Raw genomic sequence first — 20815 nt, forward strand, 5'->3', positions numbered from 1 at the left:
AAAATGAAAAAGAAACTTTACTTATATATTGCTTTATTGTTCGGATTTTTGGGTTTTGCTCAACAAATCTCGTCTTCTATTGATTCTACCCAAATTAAAATTGGATCGCAATTCAATTTAACCATCAAAGCAAAAGTAAACGAAAAAGATAAAGTGGTTTTTCCTGCTGGAAAGTTTTTTGGTGCTTTAGAAATATTAGAATCCTATCCAATTGACACCATAAAAAACGACAATGAATACGAATTAATCAAAAAATACGGGTTAACCCAATTTGATTCGGGACGCTATGTGATTCCGAAATTATTGGTAAAAATCAATCAAAAAGAATTTCGTACTGATTCGCTTTCGATTTTGGTAAACGATGTAAAAGTTGATACTACCAAACAACAAATGTACGACATCAAAGATATCATCGCTACCGAAGAAAAATCGATGAGCGAATGGTGGAAATTACTGATTTTATTGGTGTTGATTATCGCATCTGGATTTGCTTCGTACTTAATCATCAAAAGATTCCAAAAAGACAAAGAACAAAAAGAAGAATTTTTCGCTTCGCCAATTGAAAAAGCGATTGCGTATCTTCAAAACTTAGATAAAAAACAATTAGTACAACGCGGTGATGTCAAAGAATACTATTCTGAAATGACTGATATTACCAGAACGTACATCGAGGAATCGGTTCATATTCCAGCAATGGAAAGTACTTCGAGTGAATTAATAGAATCCCTAAAAAAAGCGATTAAAGACAAGAAAATGTTTGTAAATCGTGAAGATTTAGAAAAATTCAGTCGCGTTTTAGAAAATTCGGATTTAGTAAAATTCGCTAAATCGCAACCTATGTTGTTTGAAATTGAAACCGATAAAAAAATCATCGATAAGTTTTTGTTAATAATCGATAAGGCTTTACCAAGAACCGAAGACCAAGCTGCAATCCTTTTTGCAGAAGAAGTTCGCAAGAAAGAAATGCAAAAACAAAAGTTCAAACGTTTAGTGATGTCTATCGGAATTTCGATGTTTTTATTTGTGGCTTCAGTTGTAATTTTCGGTTACACAGTTGGATTCGATTTCATCAAAGACAATTACATTGGACATTCTACCGAAGAATTGTTAGAGAAAGAATGGATAACGTCAGAATATGGAGAACCTGCAATTATTATTTCAACTCCAAGAGTTTTAAAACGTAAAAACGATGAGAAAATTCAGAATAACCTTCCTGAAAATGTAAAATCGAATAGTCGATTTATGTATGGAAGTATTATTGATAATTTTTCTATTGTTTTAATCACAACCGCTTTTAAAGACACTACAAAACTAGATTTAGATGTAGCTCTTGAAACGGATTTAAAAGAATTAGAAAAATTTGGAGCTAAAAATATTATTGTAAAAACAGGCGAATTCGAAAATGTAAAAGGACTTTCGGGTAAAAAAGCCTACGGAACATTTACTGCTTTTGATCCTGTGAGAGAAGAAGATGTGAAAATGGAATATGAAATTATGGTTTTAGCTCAACCAGGTGGCGCTCAGGAATTCTTCTTAATTTATAAAGAAGAAGACGAACATGCGAAACAAATTATAGAGAAAATTCAGAATTCAATCGAACTAAGAAAAGCAGCAAAATAATGGGGAAAGTAACCTTTTTAAATCCGGAATTTTTGTGGTTGTTTTTGGTTTTGCCGATTGCAATAGCTTGGTTGTTTTATAAAAGAAACCAACTTTCAGCAACGGTAAAAATGAGTTCGTTGGAACCATTCAAACAAAACAGAACTTTTTTAGCCAAAGCGAAACCGTTTTTATACGTGTTACGAATAATAGCATTAAGTTCAATAATCATAGCATTAGCAAGACCAAGAAGCGTTGATGTAACTTCAAAATCGAAAACCACAAAAGGAATTGATATTGTAATGGCAATCGACGTTTCGAGTAGTATGTTGGCCAATGACTTAAAACCAAATCGTCTAGAAGCATTGAAAAAAGTAGCTTCAACGTTTGTGCAAGATAGAATTAACGATAGAATTGGTTTAGTTGTTTATGCGGGGGAAAGTTATACGAGAACTCCTGTAACTTCAGATAAAACCATCATTTTACAATCGTTAAAAACCATCGAATACGATGATTCTATTATTGCAGATGGAACCGGAATTGGTGTTGGTTTAGCAACAGCTATTAACCGAATAAAAGACAGCAAAGCGAAAAGTAGAATCATCATTTTATTGACAGATGGTGTGAATAATTCAGGAACAATCGACCCAAGAACTGCTTCTGAAATCGCAAAAGAATACGGTATAAAAGTATATACGATCGGAATTGGAACAAACGGACAAGCGATGTTTCCTGTGGCAAAAGACGCCAATGGAAAATTAGTTTTCAGAATGATGCCAGTAGAAATTGATGAAAAACTGATGAAAGAAATTGCAAAAGCAACCGATGCGAAATATTTTAGAGCAACATCGAATAAAAAATTACAAGCCATATACGACGAAATTAATAAGTTAGAAACCACGGAAATTGACGAGAAGAAATTCTACAATTACGATGAAAAATACAAACCTTTTGTTTTAATTGCTTTTGTGTTGTTAGGTGTTGAGGTATTGTTGAGAAATTCAGTTTTTAGAGGAATCGTTTAGAAAAAGAAAAAATGTTTGAATTAGAAAGTCCAATATATTTTTATTTGTTAGCGCTATTACCCATAATAGTGGCACTTTTTCTATTCAATTTGTTTTGGAAAAGAAAAAGACAAGCTGTTTTTGCCGATTTGGAATTATTCAACCAATTAGTTCCAGAACAATCCAAATTCAAACCAATTTTAAAATTAGGTGTTTTGTTGTTGGCATTGGCTTGCATTATAATTGCTTTGGTAAACCCAAAAATGGGAACCAAAATGGAAACCGTAAAACGTCAAGGAATTGATATTGTGTTTGCGGTCGATATTTCAAAAAGTATGTTAGCCGAAGACGTAGCACCAAACCGATTAGAAAAAACCAAGCAAATCGTTTCGCAAATCATCAACCAATTAGGAAATGACCGTGTAGGAATTGTAGGTTATGCCGGAAGCGCTTATCCAGTTTTACCGATGACGACCGATTATAGCATTGCTAAAATGTACTTGCAAAGCATGAATACCAACATGGTTTCTTCTCAAGGAACAGCTTTTAACGATGCCATTCAATTAGCAGTTGATTATTTTGATGTGAAAGATACTAGCAAGCTAATTATCCTGATTTCTGATGGTGAGGACCATGGTGAAGGCGCAGAAGATGCTATAGAAATGGCAAAAGAAAAAGGCGTTCGCATTTTGACTATTGGAGTGGGAACTGAAAAAGGAGGTCCAATTCCATTACGAGATGATAAAGGAAACATCGCTTCTTATAAAAAAGACCAAGAAGGACAAACGGTTACAACAAAATTATATCCTGAAGTTTTAAAAAATATTGCCGATAAAACCAAGTCAAAATATATTGTTGGTACATCAACAAAAGAAGTGGTTGAAGAACTTAAAAAATCATTAGATAAAATAGAAAAATCTGAATTTGAATCACAACAAATTGCCGATTTTGAATCGCAATATCAATGGTTTTTAGCGTTAGGGTTTTTGTTATTATTAGTAGATATTTTCCTTTTGGAGAAAAAAACAGCATGGGTGCAAAAGTTGAACTTATTTAATGAAAAGAAACATGCGTAAGATAATTTACATATTACTATTATTGAATTGCATCACGCTTTTCAGTCAAGAGAAAGATAAAAATCTATACAACGGAAATCAGTCTTTCACAGAAAAAAAATATACTGATGCAGAAGCCGAGTACCGAGTTACGCAATCTAAAAAAGGGCCAAAAAAAGCAGTTGCTGGATACAATTTAGGAAATAGCGTGTACCGTCAGAACCAACAAGGAGAAGCGAAAATTAAATACATTCAAGCTTTAGAAACAGCTAAAACCAAAACTGAAAAGCATCGAATTTATCATAATTTAGGAAACACTTTCATGTTGGAAAAAAATTATGAAGCTGCAGCCGAAGCCTATAAAAATGCGTTACGCAATAATCCAAATGATGAAGAAACGCGCTATAATTATGCATTAGCAAAAAGAAAGAAAAAAGAAAATCCACCTCCACCCCCACCAAAAGATAAAAAAAATAACAAAGGCGGAGGAGGTCAAGACAATAAACCGCAACCAAAAGATAAAGGAAACGACAAAAAAGATTCTGATAAAGACAATCAGAATAACAATGATAAACAAGACAATAACCAACAAGGAAAAGGTGACGGAGATAAAAAAGAAGATAAAAACGAAAATCCAAAGCCAAGTGGCGCCGACAAACAACGCATTGATAATATTTTAGATGCGGTTAATAATGCAGAGAAGAAAGTGCAGGACAAAGTGAATGCGAAGAAAGTAAAAGCGCGTCCGGTTTCAAATGAAAAAGATTGGTAATTCATGAAAAAGATAATATTAGCTTTATTAATTTCAATAATTTATACATCTGTTTCCGCTCAAGTAAAATTTGAAGCGCAAACAGAAAGAAGTTCTTATGGTTTAAATGAGCGAATTCAATTGGTGTTTTCTATTAATAACGAAGGCGATAATTTTGTGCCGCCAAAGTTTCCCGGATTTAAAGCCGAAGGTCCTTTCATCAATAAAGGAAACCAAACGTCAATTACAATAATTAATGGTAAGGTTACTCAAAAAAGAGAAATTTCTACACAAGTAATTTACTATTTAACACCTACAAAAAAAGGAACATTTACCATTGGTGCTGCTTCTATAGAATACAACGAAACTGTTTATAAATCGGCCCCTATAAAAATCACTATAACTGATCCTATTCAAATGCCAAGCTATCCAGGTCAGCAGAACAATGCGAATTTTGGAGAAGGAATTCATTTGGTAGCTGAAATGTCAACTAAAAATCCATATGTAAACGAACCTGTTACTGTAATTTATAAACTATATTTCGAACCTCGATCAACCGTTGGTAATTTTAGAAATTTCAAAGCACCAAAATACAATGATTTCTGGAGCCAGTATATCGACATGAAGCAATTAACTGCAGAACGAGGAAAGTACAACGGAAAAGATTACAGTATGGTGGTGCTTCGCAAAGTAATTTTATATCCATTAGAAGCTGGAGCAAAAACTATAGAACCATTCAAAATTGATTTAGATGCTGAGGTGCCAACAGGCCGTCGCGATTGGTTTGGCGAATACGAAATGCGTGTAATTCAAAAATCGCTTTCTACAGGAATGCAAACCATCAATGTAAAACCACTTCCCGAAAATGGAAAACCAGCTGGATTTACAGGTGCGGTTGGAAAATTTGATTTTGTAGTAAAACCATCTAAAACTGCTTTAAAAGCGGGCGAATCTTTAGATTTAGAAGTTAGTGTTTCAGGAAAAGGAAACTTAAAATTATTTACATTACCAAAACCTGTGGTTCCAAGCGCTTTAGAAATGTTCGAACCAGCTCATACCGAAAATGTACAAACTCCAGTTACAGGTATGACCGGAAAAATTTCGGACAAATACACCATTATTCCTCAATTTAAAGGAAAATATACGATTAAACCAATGGAGTTTTCGTACTACGATTTGGCAAGTAAATCATATAAAACTATCACTTCAAAAGAAATTACCATTGATGTAGCGGAAGGTGACGGAACATTTGTAGCCAATACACCAAGCACTAATAAACAAGCCATTCAGAAAAAAGAAGTATTCCAATTCAATAAGTTGAAAACCGAGTTTATTTCTGCTTCTAGAAAAGATTTCTTAGGTTCAGGATTGTTTTATAGTTTGTTATTTGCACCATTATTATTGATTCCGATTGTGATGATTGCTAGAAAACAAAAAGAAGCAAAAGATGCCGATGTTGTAGGAAACCGAGTTAGAAATAATAACCGATTAGTGAAGAAATATTTGTCCGAAGCTAAAAAACAAATGGGCGACAAAGTTCCGTTTTATATGGCAATGGAGAAAGCCTTACACAATTTCTTAAAAGCGAAATTACACATTGAAACTGTGGAGATGAGCAAAGACAATATCATCGAATTGTTACAACAAAGAAACGCTTCTGAACAAAGTATTTCTCAATTCATGGAATTAATGAACGATTGCGAATTTGCAAGATATGCACCAGCAACAGATATTGCCATGACAAATGATTTTGAACGAGCTGTTGAACGAATTTCAGAACTTGAAAAACAATTGAAATAATGAAAAACAAGATTATACTTTTCCTTTTGTTTTTGGTTTCATTTGCTAATGCAAGCGAATCAATCGATGCTACCTTCAAAAAAGCAAACGATTTATATAACAAAGGTGATTACGAACAAGCGTTGAAATCTTTTGAAAGCATTGTAAACCAAGGCAACGAATCGGCCGATTTGTATTTTAATATTGCCAATTGCTATTACAAATTAGGCAAAGTAGCGCCATCCATTTACAATTACGAAAAAGCATTGCTTTTAAACCCATATGACGAAGCTATTCAAACCAATCTATCATTTGCTCAAAAAACGGCAATAGACGACATTAAAATCCTTCCAGAAGTAGGTTTTAAGAAGGTGGTAAAAGAATTCACGTCCAAACTTCATTACGATACTTGGGCTTGGATTGCCGTTTTTATCGCTTTCTTGAGTTTACTTTCTTTTTTAGGGTATTATTTTGGAAATACCGTGTTTCTAAAACGAACGTTTTTCAGTTTATTTCTATTGTTTTTAGTCGGAATTGGCATAACCGTATTCTCAGCATTTTTACAGAAGAAATTTGATGCAAATTACAATCCAGCCATTGTTTTTGCAGAATCAACGACTTTAAAAGCTGAACCCAAAAATAGTTCTGAAGATGTAGTAACGCTTCACGAAGGCACAAAAGTTTTCGTTTTAGAAGAGTTAGGCAATTGGAAACAAGTAGAACTAACCGACAAAACCAAAGCGTGGATTGACAAAGAAGCGATTAAGGAAGTGAAAGCTAAGAATTAGTTTTTTCTTCGGAAACACCTTTCTTTAACTCCTCATACCAACCTTCAATCGTAGGATAAATCGCTTTTGAAATATTCTGAATCGGGTTATAAAAAATCGAATTGTCTTGCGTTTCTTTTGAAAGTAGCATATTATTGATGTTGATTTTCTCAAAAATAAAAAGCACAACACTCAACGCTAAAATCGTTTTCAACAAGCTAAAAATTACACCAGCCAATTTGTTAATCCAACCTAAAAAAGCAAAATCAGCTAATTTGGTTAAAATTTTTGCGCTTAAATGAATTGCAATCACCACCAACAAAAATGTAATGATAAAAGCGGTTATTTCAATATATTTCGGATTCCAACTTGGGACAATTCCAGTAAAAATCGCACCTACTAAACTCGAAAACTTAATCGCTAAATAAATTCCAGCAACCAAGGCTAATAGAGAGGCGACTTCCACAAAAAGTCCGTTTTTCAATCCTTTATAAACCGCAAAACCTAATAAAACCGCAAAAACAATATCAATAAAACTCATATTAAAGAAAATAGAATAAAGAACAAAGATAAAAGAATTGTTGAAAGTAGCTTTCTGTTGTTATCTTTGCAGAAATTTAGTGTTAGGTAAATGGTAATTAGGTGAAACCTTAACCCTTAATCCTTAACCCTTAACCTCAAAAACATGTCAAGAGACGAACAATTAAAACAGCGTTGGGAAAGCGTTGTCAACATATTATCAGATAAATTTTCAGGCGGAGAAGACCTTGATTTAGAAGGAATTATCTACCTAATTGGCGTGCAAGAATTGGGAAAAATTCATGCTACTTTCAAAAAAGATGAAAAAGTAAACCTAATGCACATTGCCATTTGTCGTTTGTTAGAACCTTACGGCTACTACGAATTTGAGTATTTTGATAACGAAGGTTGGCCGCATTACAAAGTAAAAGAAGAATTACCACCATTAAAAGCAGGTGAACAAGCCGTGCTAATGAAAGAAGCGATTGTGAGTTACTTTTTAGAGAAAGAATTGATAGAGTAATTAGTGAAGAGTGATTAGTAATTAGCTTTTCTTCTTTTGTATTTTTTGCTAATCACTAATTACTAGTTACTATTCACTTTTTTATTTACTAATCACTAAAAATAACTAAATTTGCACCTTTATACAACGAGCGATGACAGAAACGATTAAAGCCCATATTGAAGAAGTAAAATCTTTTCAAACCGATAATAAAGAACAATTAGAAGCCTTCCGAATTAAATATTTAGGAAGTAAAGGCTTGTTGAAAGACTTTTTTGCCGAATTCAAAAATGTTCCAAACGAACAAAAGAAAGAATTTGGACAAGTAATCAACGAATTGAAAACTTCGGCAGAAGAAAAGGTAAAAACCATTCAAGACGCTTTAGAAAATAAAGAAGAAGCAAAAGGAATTTACGGCGACACTACGCGTCCAGGAGAAGCGATGAACATTGGTTCTCGTCACCCAATTTCTATTGTAAAAAATCAAATGATTGATATTTTTTCAACCATTGGTTTCAACGTGTCCGAAGGTCCAGAAATCGAAGACGATTGGCACAATTTTACCGCATTAAACTTACCAGAATATCACCCAGCAAGAGATATGCAGGATACGTTTTTCATTCAAACCAATCCTGATGTTTTATTGCGTACACACACTTCATCAGTACAAGTGCGTTATATGGAAAACAACAAGCCGCCAATTCGTACGATTTCTCCAGGAAGAGTTTTCCGTAACGAGGCAGTTTCTTCGCGTTCACACTGTATTTTCCATCAAGTGGAAGGATTGTATATTGACAAAGACGTTTCGTTTGCCGATTTAAAACAGACGTTGTTGTATTTCACGAAAGAAATGTTCGGAAAATCAAAAATTCGTTTACGTCCTTCGTATTTCCCATTTACAGAACCAAGTGCTGAAATTGATATTTATTGGGGATTAAAAACTGAAACCGATTATAGAATTACCAAAGGAACCGGTTGGTTAGAAATTGGTGGTTGCGGAATGGTAGATCCAAACGTTTTGAAAAACTGTGGTATCAATCCAGACGAACACACAGGTTTTGCTTTCGGAATGGGAGTAGAACGTATTGCGATGTTGTTGTATCAAATTGGCGATATCCGTATGTTTTATGAAAACGACGTACGTTTCTTAGAGCAATTCAAATCATCAATTTAGTCATTGCGAGGAACGAAGCAATCTCACTTACTATGAAAAAAGACATTATCATCCCAAAAGTAGAAGGCGTTCACATTGTAGCTTTCCAAGAATGGAACGACGATTTCATGGAGAATTCTTGGTATGCTTACTTGATAAACGATACCGATGATTTGCTGGAAATGGCTATGGTAGTTTCACGCGCTTATGGTTTAATCAATGGCGAAGAACGCAAAACAGGAACATTCCGTCATGCGTTTGCAAAAGTAGAACCAAGAACCGCTGTTAAAGTAGAATTGTTAGAAAACAATGTCTTACAATTGAATAACGAATTCATGCTGTCGTATTTTTCAAACGGTCAATTATATGATAAAACCTTTGTATTTCGAGTAAACACCATCAACGAAAAAGCCACTGCCGATTTACCAATCATCAACAAAAGAGGTGTTTTTGCGAATTAGATTTTAAATATGGCTTCTGAAATACCAACAATTAGACAAACAGCTTGGATATCGGTAATTCCACAATTTTTATTTATGGGATTATTATTGCTTGTATTTCATCAAATTTCTCCTAAAAATGCCGTTTTATTTGGAGCCATAACTTATTTGTCAATTAGCTATATTTTGAGAAGTTTTATACCTAAAAGTCATAGAAAAGGATTGTCCTTATTTAAAAAAAATCAATTTTTAGAAGGAATTAATTCATTTCAGGAAAGCTATAATTTTTTCAAGCAAAATGAATATTTGGACAAATATCGCTATTTATTATTGTTAAGTTCGTCAAAAATAAGTTATAGAGAAATGGCTTTAAACAATATAGCCTTTGCTTACGGTCAAATTGGTGACGGAAAAAAGGCTAAAGAATATTACGAAAGATTGCTTACTGAATTTCCAAATAATTCAATAGCCAAGGCAGCTATAAAAATGATTAATTCTGCTGAAAAAGGAAACCAATAAAAATAATTTATTTTTAAAAGTTGTGTAAATCTGAGTTATCATTCGTTAAAAAAGAAAATATTTTTACCTTTAAGAAATTTTTTCAACAACACAACATGAAACCATTTCTTATTGCTTTAGCCTTTTTAACTACTACTATTTCCCAAGCACAAGATTTCGCCAAACACGTCAACCCATTTATAGGAACAGGCGGTCACGGACACACTTTTCCAGGCGCAACGGTGCCATACGGAATGGTGCAATTGTCTCCAGATACAAGAATCGATGGCAGTTGGGATGGCTGTGGCGGTTATCATTATTCCGACAATTTGATTTACGGATTTTCCCACACGCATTTGAATGGAACAGGTGTTTCAGATTATGGAGATATCATGTTGATGCCGACAATGGGAGAACCTTCGTTTGATAATAAAGTGTATTCTTCTACTTTTTCACATGATAATGAAAAAGCTTCCGCTGGATTTTATTCCGTGAAATTAGACAAACACAATATCGATGTGCGTTTAACGACTTCAACTCGTGTTGGTTTTCATGAATATACGTTTAATAAAGCTGGAAATGCGAATATTATTATCGATTTACATCATAGAGATAAATTATTAGATGGAAAAATTCGTGTTATCGATAATAAAACTATTGAGATTTTAAGAAGAAGTGAGGCATGGGCACGAGATCAATATGTGTATGCTCGAATAGAATTTAATGTGCCTTTAGAAATGATTAAAGCTATTGCTAGTTCAGAATATTTAGGAAATATTACAAAAGCTAGTTTCTCAAAAAAAGTCAAAAAAGGCGAAAAAATCCTCGTAAAAGTATCGCTTTCGCCAACCAGTTATGAAGGAGCCAAATTAAACAGTTCCGAAATCAAACATTGGGATTTCAATAAAGCGCACAAAGCAGCCATCGCACTTTGGAACAAAGAATTATCAAAAATTGAAGTTACTTCTGATGATAAAGATAAATTAGCGATTTTCTACACAGCATTGTATCACACCATGATGCAACCGAATATCGCACAAGATTTAGATGGAACATACCGTGGTAGAGACAATAAAATTCATATTGCCGAAGGGTTTGATTATTACACGGTATTTTCGCTTTGGGACACGTTTAGAGGCGCGCATCCGTTGTATACTTTGATTGATAAAAAACGAACTGCCGATTACATTAATACTTTCATCAAACAATACGAACAAGGGGGCAGATTACCGGTTTGGGAATTAGCTTCCAATGAAACCGATTGTATGATTGGCTATCATTCTGTTTCGGTTATTGCAGATGCAATGGTAAAAGGGATAAAAGGTTTTGATTACGAAAAAGCCTTTGAAGCCAGTAAAGCCTCAGCGATGCGTGATGTTTTAGGTTTGGATGCGTACAAGAAAAACGGCTTCATTTCTATTGACGACGAACACGAAAGCGTTTCTAAAACCTTAGAATATGCTTATGACGATTGGTGTATTGCTCAAATGGCGCAAATTTTAAATAAACCAAAGGATTACGAGTATTTCATGAAACGTTCTCAAAATTGGAAAAACATTTTTGATTGGGAAACGGGTTTCATGCGTCCAAAGAAAAATGGAGGTTGGGACAAACCTTTCGATCCAAGAGAAGTCAATAATAATTTTACCGAAGGAAATTCATGGCAATATTCGTTTTTCGTACCACAAGATATTGAGGGAATGATTCAAGCTTATGGCGGACCCGAAAAATTTGAAGCCAAATTAGACGAAATGTTCAACAGCGAAAGCAAAACTACCGGTAGAGAACAAGTCGATGTTACGGGTTTAATTGGTCAATATGCTCACGGAAACGAACCAAGTCATCACATGGCATATTTGTACAATTATGTGGGAAAACCAGAAAAAACGAATGCAAAAGTTAAATATATTTTAGACAATTTTTATACTAATACGCCAGATGGTTTAATTGGAAACGAAGATTGCGGTCAAATGAGCGCTTGGTATGTGTTGAGTGTTATGAGTGAATATCCAGTTTGTCCTGGAAGTATTATTCATCATTATGAAAACGATTTATATTTTGATAAAATATTTGTAAACCTTGAAAGTGGTGAGAAGGCTGTAATTACTGAAGAGCAAAGAAAAATCAATAAACAAAAAGCGATTCAACAAGAGAAAGAAATTGAATCTTCTGAAGAAATTGATTGGAATTCAGCTTATGCTATTGAAGAAATAATCCCAGTTCCTGTAATTCAAGCGGAAAGCAAGGCTTTTAAGGATAAATTAACTATTTCATTATACAATAAAGACAACATAGATATGTATTTCTATTCTGAAGATTTAAATGGCAATAGAATTCTTCCATTTAAAAAGTATGAATATCCAATTGAAATTAATAGTTCACAGATAATTTTTGCTCAAACTATGCCAAAAAGGTTAGTTGAGCCTAAACCAAACTATACAAGTCAAAGAATTTCCGCAACCTTCTTCAAAAAACCAAACAATTACACAATTGAAATTAAGTCAAAATACAATCCGCAATATCATGCGGGTGGTCCAGAAGGGTTGTTAGATGGTATTTTAGGAACCGAAAACTGGAGAAAAGGCGATTGGCAAGGCTACCAAAGTCAAGATTTTGAAGCGGTGGTGGATTTAAAAGAAGTGAAAAATATTAATGAAATTTCAGCACGTTTTTTACAAGACCAACGTTCTTGGATTTTAATGCCAACAAAAGTCGATTATTACATTTCAGATGATAATGTGAATTTTACGTATTTCGGTTCGGTAAACAATACGTTAGATCCAAAATTAGAAGAAAATACGATTCTAAATTTCACATCAAACGAAACCAAAGGTAAAAAAGCACGTTACGTAAAAGTCATCGCAAAAAACTTCGGTAAATTACCAGAATGGCATCAAGGCGCTGGTGGTGATGCGTTTATTTTTGTTGATGAGATTACGATAAAGTAAAGCTTAAGCATAAAAAAGGTTGTCTTAATAGACAACCTTTTTTATTTGATATATGTTTTGAAATTAATCCTTATCAGGAAACAACAAAGAAGCGATTACAGACAAGATTAAAACACTTCCTACCACCATTAAAGAATAAGAAGTTTCGATGTGATAAAACGGCGCTACAATCATTTTTACACCAATAAAGGCTAAGATAAATGCTAATCCGTATTTCAATTTACTAAACATGTACATAAAATTCGCCAAAAGGAAATATAACGAACGTAATCCTAAAATTGCAAAAATATTAGACGTATACAAAATAAATGGATCGTCTGGTGCAATAGCAAAAATAGCTGGAATACTGTCTACAGCAAATAATAAATCGGTAAATTCAACAATAGTAACCACCACAAATAAAGGGGTTGCCATTCTGATTCCGTTTTGAACAGTGAAAAATTTATCACCATCAAAATTTGGACTTACTTTAAAAAACTTATGTACAAATTTAGAACCGGCACTTTTACTAAAATCTTTACTACCTTCATCTTCTTCATCACTAAAGCCCGATTTGATTCCAGCAACAATTAAAATTAATCCGAAGATAGTTAAAAGGTAGTTGATTTTCACCACTTGACCAAAAAGCTCCATTTCGGGTAAATACGTATAATTTAGCAACCAAACTCCAGTAAAAATAAAGATTGCTCTAAAAACTAAAGCGCCAATTACACCCCAAAATAATACTTTGTGTTGGGCTTCTTTTGCAACATTGAAGTAACCAAATACCAAGATAAACACGAATAAATTATCAACTGAAAGCGCTTTTTCAATCCAATACGCGCCTTGGAATTGCATGAATTTTTCGGCACCCATGTAGTGATAAATAATACCACTGAATCCCATGGCTAAAGATATCCAAATTACCGACCAAATAGCCGCTTCTCTATTGGAAACTACGTGACCTTTTTTGTTTAAAACTCCTAAATCTAAAACCAACATCGCAATGATGGTAATTGTAAAAGCCGTAATAATACCAGGATGATCAATTAAATGATCGATTGAACCTGTTTTTAATGATAGCATGTATTAGTTTAATTTATCTGTTAGTTCTTTAAAAACGGCTTTAGCGTCTTTGTTTTCGTATAAAATTTCGTAAACGGCGTCGATAATCGGAGTATCAGCTCCGTATTCTTTGTTTAATTTGTAGGCACTTTTTACAGCGTAATATCCTTCGGCCACCATGCTCATTTCCATTTGTGCTGATTTTACGGTGTAGCCTTTTCCAATCATGTTTCCAAACATTCTATTTCGAGAAAATACCGAATATCCAGTAACCAATAAATCGCCCAAATAAGCCGAATTATTAATGTTTCGTTTCATTTTGTGTACTTTTCGAATGAATTTCTTCATTTCACGAATACCATTACTCATCAAAACTGCTTGAAAATTATCGCCATAGCCTAAACCATGCGCAATTCCGGCAGCAATAGCATAAATGTTTTTTAAAACGGCTGCATATTCTGTTCCAATAATATCATCCGTAGTTTTTGCTTTGATGTAGTGTGAGCTCAGATTTTTAGCCACATATTTGGCTTTTTTTCTATCGCTACAAGCAATTGTAAGATAAGATAAACGTTCCATAGCCACTTCTTCCGCATGACACGGACCCGTAATTACCCCAATATTATCAAATGGAATATCGTATTTGGTATGAAAATGTTCGCCAACAATTAAGCTCGATTCTGGAACAATTCCTTTAATCGCAGAGAAAATAACTTTTCCTTCCAAACTTTCGGTTAAACTTTCTAATTCTTTGCTCAAAAAAGCAGAAGGAACTACAAAAATCACATAATCAGCATAAGCAACAGCTTCGTTGATGTCATTTGTAAGTTTTAATTTATTGGTGTCAAACGCAACCGAACTCAAATAATTTGGATTGTGTTTTTGATGTTTTAAATGCTCAATAGCATAAGTACTTCGCATGTACCAAGCAATTTCGTCTTGATTTTCACAAAGCATTTTCGCAATTGCAGTAGCCCAACTTCCCCCTCCAATGACTGCAAATTTTGGCTTTTTTTCCATTTTACGATTTAATTTAGAACATCAAAAATAGTCATTTAAAAAGGATTTACAAAAAACGTTTGCGAAACTCTTTTAATACAAAGGCACGAAGAAAAACTCCGCGCCTTTATTATGATGAATAGGTATTTTTTAATAACTCATTTCTACAATAGCTCTCACTTTTTCTAAAGTGATGTTTTGCTTTTCACCCATAGCTTTCCAACCTCTTTCTTCGAAACGTTTTACGATAAAATCGGCTGTTTTTTCGATATTTTCTGCGTTTTCTGAAATTTTGGTTTTCATGCCCATTTTGTGGAAGAAATCAACCGTTTTTTCAATCGCTTTTTCTGCAATTTCTTCAGTTGAATTGCCTTGAATGTTCCAAACGCGTTGACCGTATTGTGCTAATTTGTCTTTTTTCGTGTCGAACATCACGCGGTATAAATTTGGACCAATGATAGCCAGCGTTCTCGCATGGTCAATTTCGTATAAAGCGGTTAATTCATGACCAATCATGTGTGTTGCCCAATCCGAAGGAACACCTTTTTGAATCAAGCCGATCAATGCCATGGTGGCACTCCAAACAAAGTTAGAAGCCAATTTATAATCGCTAGGATTTTCCACTACATCAGGACCAATTTCAATTAATGTTTGTAAAATACTTTCTGAAATTCGGTCTTGTAGTAAAGCATCGTGTGTATACGTTAGATATTGTTCCATTACGTGTGTGAACGCATCCACAACTCCGTTTTGTAACTGTCTTTTTGGTAACGAAGTAATGACTGTTGGATCTACAATTGAGAATACTGGAAATAAAGCACTTCCGCCCAAAGTAAGTTTTTCTTGAGTAGCTTCAATTGTAACTACTGCTCCTGAATTCATTTCTGAACCTGTTGCTGGCAAGGTTAAAACTGTTCCAAAAGGGATTACTTTAGAAACATCTTTAAATAAAATACGTTTTTTTAAAATATCGGCTTCGTCACCTTCAAAATTAACGGCTGCCGAAATAAATTTCACGCCATCAATCACGCTTCCGCCACCAACAGCTAAGATGAAACCAATTTTTTCAGCACGAATAATTTCAACTGCTTTCATCAAGGTTTCAAAACGAGGGTTCGGTTCAATACCACCAAATTCTACAATATCATGGTTGGGTAAAGCGGCTTTTACTTGGTCATAAACACCATTTTTAAAGATACTTCCGCCACCATAAGCAAGCAGAATCTTAGTATTTGAAGGAACTAAATCAGTTAGTTTAGCAATTTGTCCTTTTCCAAAGACATAATTTACAGGATTGTATAATTCGAAGTTTAACATAATAATTGTCTTGCTGAATTTAGTTCAGCATCTCGACAAAGTTACGCAATGGGATTGGGAACGAATGGTAAAGGAATGTTAACTTAGGCAAAATAAATTATAAAAATTAATGATAATTATTTAGTATTTTTGGTTGATCTGATATTGGTTATAAATTAATTTTTTATTTCAAATGATTAAAGACAAAGTGAATATCTCAATAAATAGACCCTGTAGTCAAAAATTTGAAAATTTTGAAAGAACTGACAAAGGTGGTTATTGTAATTCTTGCAGAAAGGAAGTTCTTGACTTTAGAAATTTCACAGATAATGAAATTGTTGATTTTTTTAGTAAAAATCAACAAAAAACTTGTGGTGTTTTTTTAGAAAAACAACTTAAAAATTACTGCGAAAGTTATTTAGATAGTAACCATAAAAGTAAAAAAGTATTTTATAAAAGTTTACTTGGGGTTTCATTTTTGTCATTATTTACATTTAATGAAGGGTTTAGTCAAACTACTGAAAAAGAAACAATTAATCATGAAATAAAGAATATTGAGGCAAAAAATTCTAAACAAAATATAGCTGAGCAAGAAATAACTAAAGGGTTTGTTTTTGACGAATTAGGCCCAATAGCAGGCGCAAGTGTAACTGTAAAAAACACTAATTTATCTACAAGTACAGATTTCGATGGGAATTTTATTTTTAATAAGAAATTAAATGTAGGAGATGTAATAATAGTAAGTTATATTGGATTCAAAACTAAAGAATTTACAATTTCAGATTTAATGAAAATAGATATTGCTATGGATTCGTATTCTGGAGAATTAATTATGGTGGGAGAAGTCGATGTGAAAAAAGTTTATAAATCTAAAAAAACATTTTTTCAGAGAATTAAAGATATTTTTTAAATGATTAAATTAAAATTTCTTTTTTTTGTCTTATTAAGTTGTTCTTCATTCTCGCAAATCGATGATTTTAAAAACATAAGCTTCAATAAAGCCGATAAGATAGCTTATGAACTTAAAGGTGAAAATCTAAATGACTTACCCAAATTATCTTATAACTTAACAAAATCATTATCAAGTGATGTTGAAAAATTTAGAGCTATATATATTTGGGTCTGTACTAATGTGGAAAATGATTACTACTTATTTGAAAAGAACAGTAGAAAACGAGACAAATTTAAAAATGATAGCTTTAAACTTTTAGAATGGAATAAGGAGATTAGTAAAGAGACTTTTAAAAGATTAATAAAACAAAAGAAAACGGTTTGCACAGGTTACGCCTATTTACTAAAAGAACTAACTAATTTAGCAAATATAAAGTGTGAAATAATTAATGGTTATGGTCGGACAGCAGAAACTGATTTTAAAAAATCTAATGATCAAAATCATTCATGGAATGCGGTAGAATTGAATTCAAAGTGGTATTTATGTGATGCAACATGGTCTAGCGGGTCTTTTGATTTAAATAGAAATACATTTAATTTGAATTATAATGATGGTTATTTTTTAACCAATCCAAAAGATTTTATAAAAAATCATTTCCCTTTTGATTCTAAATGGCAACTTAATGAAGAGAAATTAAATTTTTATGACTTTTCAGAGTTACCCTTAATTTATGGGGAATCATTTAAAAACAATCTAATTCCTGTCTTTCCATTAAATATGAACTTGGAAGTACAAAAAGGGGATGAGATAATTTTTCAATTAAAAAAAGATAAAACAATTGATTTAGATGCGATTAGAATTGAGATAGTGTCAGGAAATTATAAAAAAACTGAAGTTCCAATATTAATTAGTTTGAAAGATGACATTGTTGAAATAAAATATAATTTTTATCAAAAAGGTAATTTTGATCTACATATAAAAATTAATGAAGATTATCTGTGTACTTACGTAATAAGTGTAAATAAGAAAAAGAGATAATTACTTCTTATAAAACATATTATGCTCCACATATTCCCAAACTTTATTAGGCAACATCGGCACTACATTTTTACCTTTTTTAATGCTTTCGCGAATGAAGGTTGAGGATAATTCTATTACAGGCGCGCCTACACGATGAATTTTAGGATGATTAACAAATTGCTCATCAATTTCACCTGAATTTAGTCGCGGATAGACATAAATATTGTGGTTTTGCAAAATAACTTCGTAGTTTTTCCATTTGTAAAGCGAGTTCAAATTGTCTTCGCCCATGATTAAAGAAAATTCGTGTTTTGGAAATTTTTCTTGTAAATGCGCTAAGGTATTTACGGTATAATTCGGCTGCGGTAATTTGAATTCGATATCCGAAGGTTGGATTTTTGGAAAGTTTTCCGTTGCCAAATGCACCATGTGCAAACGATGGTAATCATCTAACAACGAACTTTTCTGCTTGTGCGGATTGTGTGGTGTAACCACCATCCAAATTTGATCCAAATCGGAATGCTCTGCCATGTGATTGGCAATAATTAAATGCCCAATGTGAATTGGGTTGAATGTTCCGAAATACAATCCGATTTTCATTTTTGTTACACAGAGTTTCACGAAGTTTTACACAGAGATTCACGAAGTTTTTTGTGCTACATGGTGCAAAACTTAGTGAGACTTTGTGCTCTACTTTTTATTTACTAATAAAATCCTTTACCAATTTGTATGCATCTTCTTTAGCTACATCTAAATCATAATTTTTGATGATAGTGTCAAATTGTGGTGCGGTTGCTAATTCTACTGATGCTTTTGCAATACGCATGTTAATTTTGTCTTCACTTTCTGTAGAACGTTGTTTTAGGCGACGTTTTAATTCGTCGACACTTGGTGGTTTTACAAAAACCGCTAATGTTTCGTTTGGAAATTTGCTTTTAATACGCAATCCGCCTGCTACGTCAATATCAAAAATTACGTGTTTTCCTAAAGCCCAGATTCGTTCTACTTCGGCTTTTAAAGTTCCGTAGAAATTATCGGTATATACTTCTTCCCATTCCACGAAATCTTCTGCTTTAATATGCTTTTTGAATTCGTCCCAAGAGATGAAATAATAATCCTTCCCGTGTACTTCTTCGCCACGTGGTTCGCGTGTTGTACATGAAATTGAAAATTCTAAATTCAAATCGGGTTGGGCTAATAAATGTCGTACTATAGTGGTTTTTCCTGAACCCGATGGCGCAGAGAATACTAATAATTTTCCGTTGTTCATTGTGTTGCGTGTTTAATAATAAATTTTCAAGTTAAACCTTTCGATTACATCTAAATATTCATTAAAAATTATCATTACTATAATTGAAATTAAAATACTAATTATTAATGAATTAGAAATAATTTTTAATTTTTCTTTTTTTAAAACATTTAGAATAGCTCCCAAAACAAAAGGAATAACTATTGTCATAAATGGAATCAGAAAAAAAGGTTCGAAAGCATATACTTCCTTTGAATTTGCATATTTTAAATCGGTAATGAGTAAAAAAAGTATTGATACTAAAATGCTGTAAAATATTGTTTTATTAAAATTGATTTCTTTTCTCAATTTAAAAATCTGTAAAATGGATAATCCTATAATTACAAAAATGATAATAAAATAAAACAATAGAATAATTCCCATCTTATCCGATTACAATACATTCAAAACTTGCTCCTTAATTTTCTCCAATTCATCTTTCATCATCACCACCAATTTTTGCATTTCGGTATGATTGGATTTAGAACCCATGGTATTGATTTCTCTTCCCATTTCTTGTGTGATGAAACCTAATTTTCTTCCGTTAGCTTCCGTTCCATTTAATGTTTCTAAGAAATAGTTCAAATGGTTGCCCAAACGCACTTTTTCTTCGGTAATATCGTATTTTTCAAGATAAAAAATCAATTCTTGTTCAAAACGATTTTCATCAACATTTACTTTTAATTCATCTAAAGCAGTACGTAAACGAGTCTTTACAGTTTCAACGCGTTCAGCATCATAAGAAACCGCTTCGTTCATTAAATTATTGATGTTTGAAATGCGCAATTGGAATTCTTTTTCCAAAGAAGCACCTTCATCTTTTCTAAAATTAGCGATGTTTTCCAAGGCTTCATCAATCACGGTTTGGATTTGTTTCCATTCGTTTTCATCAATTTCGTCGCGCTCGGTTTTTAATGCATCGGGCATACGAACCGCCATTTTCATTAATTCCGTTTCATCTGCTGTTGGAATAACGGCTTTCATTTGGTTGATATACCCTTTTATAATTGGTACATTGATTTTTGAAGTCGTTTCTTCGCCAGTTACTTCCACATAAAGCGAAAAATCTACTTTTCCACGCTCCAAACGTTGCGAAATTTGATTGCGTAAACCCAATTCCATTTCACGAAAAACCGATGGCATTCGAGTATTTAAGTCTAAACCTTTACTGTTTAGCGATTTGATTTCTACTGTAATTTTTTTGGTTGGTAATTGCAAAGAAGCTTTCCCAAAACCCGTCATGGATTGTATCATATTGTTA

20 protein-coding genes are annotated in these 20815 nt (G+C 33.1%); 13 read left to right on the forward strand and 7 right to left on the reverse strand.

Annotated features, from left to right (window positions below; all coding sequences use genetic code 11):
• The first annotated feature begins 3 nt into the window (after positions 1–3).
• From OJ995_RS01985 to OJ995_RS02010, 6 genes are read left to right on the forward strand one after another with little or no spacing between them, the layout of a single operon-like run.
• Positions 4–1620, forward strand: coding sequence for a BatD family protein (locus OJ995_RS01985; RefSeq protein WP_264367908.1), 1617 nt, complete (start codon positions 4–6; stop codon positions 1618–1620).
• Entirely contained in the window at positions 1620–2624 is a 1005-nt protein-coding gene (locus OJ995_RS01990) for a vWA domain-containing protein (protein WP_264367909.1), read from the forward strand. Before OJ995_RS01985 ends, OJ995_RS01990 begins: the two co-directional genes overlap by 1 nt.
• Before the next feature lie 11 nt (positions 2625–2635).
• Positions 2636–3679, forward strand: a complete 1044-nt coding sequence (locus tag OJ995_RS01995; protein WP_264367910.1) for a vWA domain-containing protein — start codon at positions 2636–2638, stop codon at positions 3677–3679.
• Positions 3672–4430, forward strand: a complete 759-nt coding sequence (locus tag OJ995_RS02000; protein ID WP_264367911.1) for a tetratricopeptide repeat protein — start codon at positions 3672–3674, stop codon at positions 4428–4430. The genes OJ995_RS01995 and OJ995_RS02000 overlap by 8 nt, the downstream gene beginning before the upstream one ends.
• A 3-nt stretch (positions 4431–4433) precedes the next feature.
• Positions 4434–6209, forward strand: coding sequence for a BatD family protein (locus OJ995_RS02005; RefSeq protein WP_264367912.1), 1776 nt, complete (start codon positions 4434–4436; stop codon positions 6207–6209).
• Entirely contained in the window at positions 6209–6976 is a 768-nt protein-coding gene (locus OJ995_RS02010) for a tetratricopeptide repeat protein (RefSeq protein WP_264367913.1), read from the forward strand. Before OJ995_RS02005 ends, OJ995_RS02010 begins: the two co-directional genes overlap by 1 nt.
• Here the strand turns inward: OJ995_RS02010 and OJ995_RS02015 are convergent.
• Complete coding sequence (locus OJ995_RS02015; RefSeq protein ID WP_264367914.1) at positions 6966–7496, reverse strand: CvpA family protein; 531 nt, start codon at positions 7494–7496, stop codon at positions 6966–6968. The genes OJ995_RS02010 and OJ995_RS02015 overlap by 11 nt on opposite strands.
• Before the next feature lie 144 nt (positions 7497–7640).
• On the opposite strand from OJ995_RS02015, the gene OJ995_RS02020 reads away from it, so the two are divergent.
• The 5 genes from OJ995_RS02020 to OJ995_RS02040 all read left to right on the forward strand — a co-directional run bounded on the left by OJ995_RS02020 (position 7641) and on the right by OJ995_RS02040 (position 13015).
• Positions 7641–7997, forward strand: coding sequence for a hypothetical protein (locus OJ995_RS02020; RefSeq protein ID WP_264367915.1), 357 nt, complete (start codon positions 7641–7643; stop codon positions 7995–7997).
• A 133-nt stretch (positions 7998–8130) separates the two neighbouring features.
• On the forward strand, positions 8131–9150 hold the full coding sequence (gene pheS, locus OJ995_RS02025; RefSeq protein ID WP_133610264.1) for a phenylalanine--tRNA ligase subunit alpha: 1020 nt from the start codon (positions 8131–8133) through the stop codon (positions 9148–9150).
• Positions 9151–9182: 32 nt separating this feature from the next.
• Positions 9183–9590, forward strand: coding sequence for a hypothetical protein (locus OJ995_RS02030; RefSeq protein ID WP_264367916.1), 408 nt, complete (start codon positions 9183–9185; stop codon positions 9588–9590).
• Between the two features lie 9 nt (positions 9591–9599).
• A complete protein-coding gene (locus tag OJ995_RS02035; protein WP_264367917.1) occupies positions 9600–10088 on the forward strand; it encodes a tetratricopeptide repeat protein in 489 nt (162 codons plus the stop codon).
• Positions 10089–10183: 95 nt separating this feature from the next.
• On the forward strand, positions 10184–13015 hold the full coding sequence (locus tag OJ995_RS02040; protein ID WP_264367918.1) for a GH92 family glycosyl hydrolase: 2832 nt from the start codon (positions 10184–10186) through the stop codon (positions 13013–13015).
• 63 nt (positions 13016–13078) lie between these two features.
• Here the strand turns inward: OJ995_RS02040 and OJ995_RS02045 are convergent, their stop codons facing one another.
• The 3 genes from OJ995_RS02045 to OJ995_RS02055 all read right to left on the reverse strand — a co-directional run bounded on the left by OJ995_RS02045 (position 13079) and on the right by OJ995_RS02055 (position 16375).
• Positions 13079–14056 carry a TerC/Alx family metal homeostasis membrane protein gene (locus tag OJ995_RS02045; RefSeq protein WP_264368017.1) on the reverse strand — a complete coding sequence of 326 codons (978 nt, stop codon included), beginning with the start codon at positions 14054–14056 and terminating at the stop codon, positions 13079–13081.
• A 27-nt stretch (positions 14057–14083) separates the two neighbouring features.
• Positions 14084–15079 (reverse strand): NAD(P)H-dependent glycerol-3-phosphate dehydrogenase, encoded by a 996-nt coding sequence (locus OJ995_RS02050; RefSeq protein ID WP_133610258.1) that lies wholly within the window; start codon positions 15077–15079, stop codon positions 14084–14086.
• Positions 15080–15208: 129 nt separating this feature from the next.
• Positions 15209–16375 (reverse strand): iron-containing alcohol dehydrogenase, encoded by a 1167-nt coding sequence (locus OJ995_RS02055; RefSeq protein ID WP_264367919.1) that lies wholly within the window; start codon positions 16373–16375, stop codon positions 15209–15211.
• A gap of 172 nt (positions 16376–16547) precedes the next feature.
• Here OJ995_RS02055 and OJ995_RS02060 point away from each other — a divergent pair, with 172 nt between their 5' ends.
• Together OJ995_RS02060 and OJ995_RS02065 are read left to right on the forward strand one after the other, a co-directional pair.
• Positions 16548–17264, forward strand: coding sequence for a carboxypeptidase-like regulatory domain-containing protein (locus OJ995_RS02060; protein WP_264367920.1), 717 nt, complete (start codon positions 16548–16550; stop codon positions 17262–17264).
• A complete protein-coding gene (locus tag OJ995_RS02065; protein WP_264367921.1) occupies positions 17265–18284 on the forward strand; it encodes a transglutaminase domain-containing protein in 1020 nt (339 codons plus the stop codon).
• Here OJ995_RS02065 and nadD read toward each other — a convergent pair whose 3' ends face one another.
• From nadD to OJ995_RS02080, 3 genes are all read right to left on the reverse strand, one after another.
• The gene (nadD, locus tag OJ995_RS02070) at positions 18285–18866 is read right to left on the reverse strand and encodes a nicotinate (nicotinamide) nucleotide adenylyltransferase (protein ID WP_264367922.1); all 582 of its coding nucleotides are present in this window, start codon (positions 18864–18866) and stop codon (positions 18285–18287) included. It lies immediately after the preceding gene.
• A gap of 97 nt (positions 18867–18963) precedes the next feature.
• Entirely contained in the window at positions 18964–19536 is a 573-nt protein-coding gene (gene gmk / locus OJ995_RS02075) for a guanylate kinase (RefSeq protein WP_153199974.1), read from the reverse strand.
• A 411-nt stretch (positions 19537–19947) separates the two neighbouring features.
• Positions 19948–20808 carry a YicC/YloC family endoribonuclease gene (locus OJ995_RS02080; protein ID WP_264367923.1) on the reverse strand — a complete coding sequence of 287 codons (861 nt, stop codon included), beginning with the start codon at positions 20806–20808 and terminating at the stop codon, positions 19948–19950.
• Positions 20809–20815 lie beyond the last annotated feature (7 nt).

This window comes from Flavobacterium lacisediminis, from assembly GCF_025909975.1.
In the GTDB taxonomy this organism is placed as follows: domain Bacteria; phylum Bacteroidota; class Bacteroidia; order Flavobacteriales; family Flavobacteriaceae; genus Flavobacterium; species Flavobacterium lacisediminis.

Excerpts from the sequence above, each read along its gene's own strand:
- OJ995_RS01990 (WP_264367909.1), top strand. The coding sequence starts at position 1,620 with ATGGGGAAAGTAACCTTTTTAAATCCGGAATTTTTGTGGTTGTTTTTG.
- OJ995_RS02055 (WP_264367919.1), bottom strand. The coding sequence starts at position 16,375 with ATGTTAAACTTCGAATTATACAATCCTGTAAATTATGTCTTTGGAAAA.
- OJ995_RS02020 (WP_264367915.1), top strand. The coding sequence starts at position 7,641 with ATGTCAAGAGACGAACAATTAAAACAGCGTTGGGAAAGCGTTGTCAAC.
- OJ995_RS02060 (WP_264367920.1), top strand. The coding sequence starts at position 16,548 with ATGATTAAAGACAAAGTGAATATCTCAATAAATAGACCCTGTAGTCAA.
- OJ995_RS02005 (WP_264367912.1), top strand. The coding sequence starts at position 4,434 with ATGAAAAAGATAATATTAGCTTTATTAATTTCAATAATTTATACATCT.
- OJ995_RS02010 (WP_264367913.1), top strand. The coding sequence starts at position 6,209 with ATGAAAAACAAGATTATACTTTTCCTTTTGTTTTTGGTTTCATTTGCT.
- OJ995_RS02035 (WP_264367917.1), top strand. The coding sequence starts at position 9,600 with ATGGCTTCTGAAATACCAACAATTAGACAAACAGCTTGGATATCGGTA.
- nadD (WP_264367922.1), bottom strand. The coding sequence starts at position 18,866 with ATGAAAATCGGATTGTATTTCGGAACATTCAACCCAATTCACATTGGG.
- OJ995_RS01995 (WP_264367910.1), top strand. The coding sequence starts at position 2,636 with ATGTTTGAATTAGAAAGTCCAATATATTTTTATTTGTTAGCGCTATTA.
- OJ995_RS02015 (WP_264367914.1), bottom strand. The coding sequence starts at position 7,496 with ATGAGTTTTATTGATATTGTTTTTGCGGTTTTATTAGGTTTTGCGGTT.
- OJ995_RS02050 (WP_133610258.1), bottom strand. The coding sequence starts at position 15,079 with ATGGAAAAAAAGCCAAAATTTGCAGTCATTGGAGGGGGAAGTTGGGCT.
- pheS (WP_133610264.1), top strand. The coding sequence starts at position 8,131 with ATGACAGAAACGATTAAAGCCCATATTGAAGAAGTAAAATCTTTTCAA.
- OJ995_RS02040 (WP_264367918.1), top strand. The coding sequence starts at position 10,184 with ATGAAACCATTTCTTATTGCTTTAGCCTTTTTAACTACTACTATTTCC.
- OJ995_RS01985 (WP_264367908.1), top strand. The coding sequence starts at position 4 with ATGAAAAAGAAACTTTACTTATATATTGCTTTATTGTTCGGATTTTTG.
- OJ995_RS02000 (WP_264367911.1), top strand. The coding sequence starts at position 3,672 with ATGCGTAAGATAATTTACATATTACTATTATTGAATTGCATCACGCTT.
- gmk (WP_153199974.1), bottom strand. The coding sequence starts at position 19,536 with ATGAACAACGGAAAATTATTAGTATTCTCTGCGCCATCGGGTTCAGGA.
- OJ995_RS02080 (WP_264367923.1), bottom strand. The coding sequence starts at position 20,808 with ATGATACAATCCATGACGGGTTTTGGGAAAGCTTCTTTGCAATTACCA.
- OJ995_RS02030 (WP_264367916.1), top strand. The coding sequence starts at position 9,183 with ATGAAAAAAGACATTATCATCCCAAAAGTAGAAGGCGTTCACATTGTA.
- OJ995_RS02065 (WP_264367921.1), top strand. The coding sequence starts at position 17,265 with ATGATTAAATTAAAATTTCTTTTTTTTGTCTTATTAAGTTGTTCTTCA.